Below are 4,521 nucleotides of genomic sequence, written 5' to 3' on the forward strand. Positions count from 1 at the left end.
CTCTACAACCAACAGATCCCTCAACGCGCGTTGGGCCATGTCGCCCCCATCCAGGCGTTAAAACAATGGTACGAACGCGAGCCAGAATTGTTTTCAAAGCGGCCTTACAATCTTCCGGGACTTGACAGCGCAACGCCCGCTCGGCTTCGTTGTTGGTGATTGGCCACTGGGGATTGTCCAGGACGCGAAAGATGGCGTCCCAGTCATTCCATAGCTCCACGGCCAAGGCGCGCGTCTTGGCGTGCCGGTGCCCGAGCAGAGGCACGCACGCGGCATGCAACTCCTTGAGTAAATCGGCATGGAGACGGCGCAGATCGACCGGTGGGCCATCACGCGCGGCATGGATGGCGCCGATCAGGGTGTCGAAGGCGTTTTGAACCTGATGCCCGAAGGCTTGCGCCTCGCGATCATAGGTGTCGATCAACCCCTGCGCCTTTCGCGTGAGGTGCGCCCAGCAGCGCAGCCGCCGGGGGAAGTGGCGATAGGCCTGCCAGCCATCGCTCATCAGCCAACCGGCAAAGCCCGGCAGAATGCGATCCAAGACCTCGCGCCCGCGCTTGCCTACGACGAACAAAGTGACGGTGGCACTGGTGAAGACCCACAGCCACTCGGCCCCTTGCGGCCAGGAGGTCTCATCGGCGTGCAGCAGCTCGCTATCCACCACCGCCTTGATCAAGTCTTGTTCCAGCGGTGCGGTTGCCGCTGCGGCCTCGCGCAGAGTGCGATCCAGGGTGCCGACACCCAGCGTCAGTCCGAGCCAGTCGTGCAGAAACTCCCGCATCCGTCGCCGCGAGAGGCGAAAGCGCAGATGCAGGGCGACGATCAAAGTCGCCAGGCCCGGGCCGACCAGACGCCATTCGCTCAAGTGCACTGGGTCCAAGGCGGGATCATCGACGGATCCTTCGCCAGGGCGCGCGCGCGTTTGATGACCGCAGTCGCAGTCCGTTGCATGAAGACGGTGATCGGTGACATGCAAATGCATGCCCGGTTGCTCTGGGTTGCCCCACACCAGATCAATCGACTGGAAGCCGGCGTAGGCGACACTGGGCGCGCCGGGCGGTAGCGCCCGGGCGCAGGCCTCGCAGGTCTCAGAATAATGGTGTTGCGTCTCGTGCAATTTCAGAACTTGGGTGCGCCCAAAGCCGGGCGCGCCGGGTTGCTTGCCGGGTTTGCGTTTGGGCTTCTCGGTCTCGGACGACGGCTCCTCTGGCGCGAGCGTCTCCGGGGTTTCGCACGGGTCTTGCGGGGGCGACTCGTCGTTCTCCGCCGAGGTGCTCGCGTCGTCCTCCGTCTCATCCGGCGCTTTCTCATCCCCCGCCGTGGGGCGATCCCAGAGCGCGCGACTGCTGGGCGGACGTGAGCTGTTGGTCGGATTCTGCCGCAACCGTTCGCGCGCTTCCTTCAGATCGTCCAGCAGCCGCAGCGATAGACCACGCAGCCGAGCCTCGTCCAAAGCCTGGACGTAAGCTTCATCAAGCTGGCTGAGGCTGTGGTCGCTGAGGTGCATCGGTCAGGAGCGCGGTATCATCGGGCGGCGAAGATGGACTTATCCTGATCTAGCTGGGTGGCTGTGGTCAAGGGGTCTCTGAACGGCTACCTTGAAAGCATTGATGCCGTGTAATCGGATTTGAGACATTTTCCTCATGAAGGTGGTTTTTGTAGAGAATCCCCCTACAAAATGAGCTAGTTTTGAGCCAAATTACAAGGCTTGCTGGGTACTTTAAGTGTCTTATTGTGCAGCTTTTTGTTTTTAAGTTATACTTAGAGTGCCTTCCTAAAGTAAAGTATGTTCTTAAATTGGCAGATTTGGTGTTTTGAAAATGATATTAAAACTTCCATTTAAGATTGCTTTATTAGTTCTTGCGGCTGTTTCGGCTGGTGTACTGTGGCAGCAAGCGCAACTGATGGCCATGGCCCTCACGCGCATTGATCCTGTGCCTGAAACTCGTGCCTTGTTGGCAGAAGAGAGATACGCCGAGGCAGGGAGTTATCTAAGCTTTTTTATGGATTATGAATATGTTAATCAAAATCCTGAAGCACGAGCTTTGTATCAACAAATTTCAGAGAAACGCAGTAGTTGGAACTATCAACTGAATAAACTTAGAGAAGGTTTATTTAAAGGAACCAGTGATGAAGCTATCGGAAAAACCGCCGGGGTTATAACAGATTTCTTTGTCATTGGCGATATTCGTGATTTAGCAAACCAGGGATTGAATCTTGCGCAAGGCGAGGAAGTCGATAAAGTTCTCTCTGCTTTAGCAACGCTTGGATTAGTCGCTTCTGCCGCACAATTCGCTAGTGGAGTAGGAACAGTCTCAACAGCAGGTGCTGCGACACCCGCTGTTGCAGGAACAACCGTTGCTAAAAGCGGCCTCATTGCTCTTAAAACAGCAAGGAAAATAGGTAAATTACCTTCCTGGCTTGGTAAAGCTATTATTAAAGCAGGTAAGACTGCGAAGCAGTCGAAAAGCTTAGGCGCACTAACTGGTGTATTGGGTGACATAAATACATTAGCAAAAACACCCGGTGGATTTAAATTGCTGGGAAAAGCAAAAGATGCAGCAGATTTAAAGCGCATGGCTAAATTTGCTAATGCGTTTGGACCACAAAGTGCGACAATTTATCGGATCGGAGGTAATGTTGCAGTTGGTATTGCACAAAACGCAAACAAATATGGTAAGGAAACCATTAAGCTAGCAACAGTTTTTGGAAAAAAAGGACTAAAGCTACTTGATAATGTTGGAGCATTGAAGTTTACAAAAAGAGTTAGCCGCATGACTAAAATAGGCTACAAAGGGGATTTCTTTGATCTGCTTGCAATGCTGTTGTTAATGCTTCCAAAATGGCTTTTATATCTTTTTATTGTCTTAGGCGCTATTGTTTGGGTTCCTTGGCGATTGTTTTTAAAGCTTAAACGATGGGTTCAAAATAGCCAGACTAAACCAATCTCCCAAAGAGCCAATAAACCAGTATCGTCAAAAACACCAGAGCGACCGAACATGGAAACAAGTTATAAAGTTACGTTTAAAGGGGAAGTGCTTTCAGGCTATAAAAAGATTGATGTGAAAAGCAGTCTTGCCAAAGCATTATAGCCGCTAAATATGATATCCAGACATTCTTATTCAGCAGCATATTGCGTCTTAGGTAAGTGAAAAAACGATATTATCCGATTTGCATTAGCCTTCAGATTTTCTAGAGCAGCATGTAAACGCTCTTTCAAATTGCTTTTATTTTTGATTGACTTTCGGCCAAGCTGTTTGTCTTTGATCTCTTCCCAAACATGCTCATCTGGGTTTAATTCTGGGCTGTAAGCAGGCAGATAAAAGAGTCGAATTTGCTCACGATGATGCCAAACGAAGATTCGAACTTTTCTTGATAGATGAAATGACGCTCTATCAACAATCAAGAAAATGGGTCGATCATGCTGCTCAATAATCTGATCAAGGAAGCCGATAAACTCATCTGAATTAATTCTGTCTTCAGTGACATGATAGTAAAAAGTCCCTTTTGCTGTAACGACGGAAAGAATATTTAATCGACCACGCTTACCTGTTACATAAACATTTGGCCTGATACCATATTCACCCCATGTCTTTCCCGAACGATCCCGAAGATCTACAGATGCCTCATCTTGAAAACCAATATCGGCCCCAATTTTTTTTGCAAAGCTTTGAATTTTAGGGTATTTTTTGTTAAGGTATTCTTCAAATTCACCCGAATCCTGCTCGGCAGGAATATAGTTAGGCTTTTGGTGTGTTAGGCCGAGTCGATTCAGGTGCTGATTAACTGTTGTGCTTGTTACAGTTATCCCATAATTTTTCTTAAGCATTTCTGCCAAAATATCGCAAGTCCACAACATCGTGTCATACCCATAATCTTCTGGGTTTGAGTCAAGAATAACCTTTTTTAGCCATTGCTCCATTTCTTCAGTGACAATCGCAGGATTGCCAGGAGCTTTTTTAGTGTCTAGACCGTCATATCCATCCGTTTCAAAACGTTTTATCCAATCATAGATACAGCTCCGGCTAAAACCGAATATTCTAATAACATCTTCGGGGCTAAAGCCATTTTCCTCGATAGCACGTATAGCGAGTTTACGGATATAATCCATTGCGTCATCCGGAATCAAGCGTGCGTCAGAAAGCCAGGCTGGTTTCATGATTAAACCTCCAAATACTAAAGTCGCTTGAATTATTTGACTGCTGAATACGACTTTAGTTCCTTTAAAATGTCCGGATATCATATCAAGAGACTATAAAGAAAGACCTGCAACACATTGAAAAATACTTCACTGGCGAAGAAATTACTTTGGTTAAAAATATTGACCATTAAAGAGCAAAAAAAAATTCAATCGGCGCTAAAAGCAAAAGGGGCTATAGGTTATATCTCAAGTGCAGCCCTTTTAAGGTGGGCTAACCAGCGGCCAGAAGCTTGGCGGTCGAGACATGCGGCTTATCTTTGTATCGAGTGCGTTTGGTCAGCGGTTTTTTCGGACCCCGGCGATTTTTTCGCATGGCTTTC

Annotated in this window: 3 protein-coding genes and 1 pseudogene; 2 read left to right on the forward strand and 2 right to left on the reverse strand. The window is 48.6% G+C overall.

The features are described 5' to 3' along the window. Window positions 1-184: 184 nt before the first annotated feature. Window positions 185-1,507 (reverse strand): annotated as a pseudogene (locus tag CKO36_RS18535) (IS66 family transposase); the annotation flags it as partial. 313 nt (window positions 1,508-1,820) lie between these two features. Here CKO36_RS18535 and CKO36_RS18540 point away from each other — a divergent pair. Then, complete coding sequence (locus CKO36_RS18540) at window positions 1,821-3,092, forward strand: hypothetical protein (protein WP_200286392.1); 1,272 nt, start codon at window positions 1,821-1,823, stop codon at window positions 3,090-3,092. A 26-nt stretch (window positions 3,093-3,118) separates the two neighbouring features. Here CKO36_RS18540 and CKO36_RS18545 read toward each other — a convergent pair whose 3' ends face one another. Next, complete coding sequence (locus CKO36_RS18545) at window positions 3,119-4,159, reverse strand: IS630 family transposase (RefSeq protein WP_200286393.1); 1,041 nt, start codon at window positions 4,157-4,159, stop codon at window positions 3,119-3,121. Window positions 4,160-4,276: 117 nt separating this feature from the next. Between CKO36_RS18545 and CKO36_RS19430 the strand changes: the two genes are divergently transcribed. After that, window positions 4,277-4,521, forward strand: a 245-nt coding sequence (locus CKO36_RS19430) for a hypothetical protein (RefSeq protein WP_207161523.1), incomplete at its 3' end; no start/stop codon positions are given.

Source organism: Rhabdochromatium marinum (genome assembly GCF_016583795.1).
Classification (GTDB): domain Bacteria; phylum Pseudomonadota; class Gammaproteobacteria; order Chromatiales; family Chromatiaceae; genus Rhabdochromatium; species Rhabdochromatium marinum.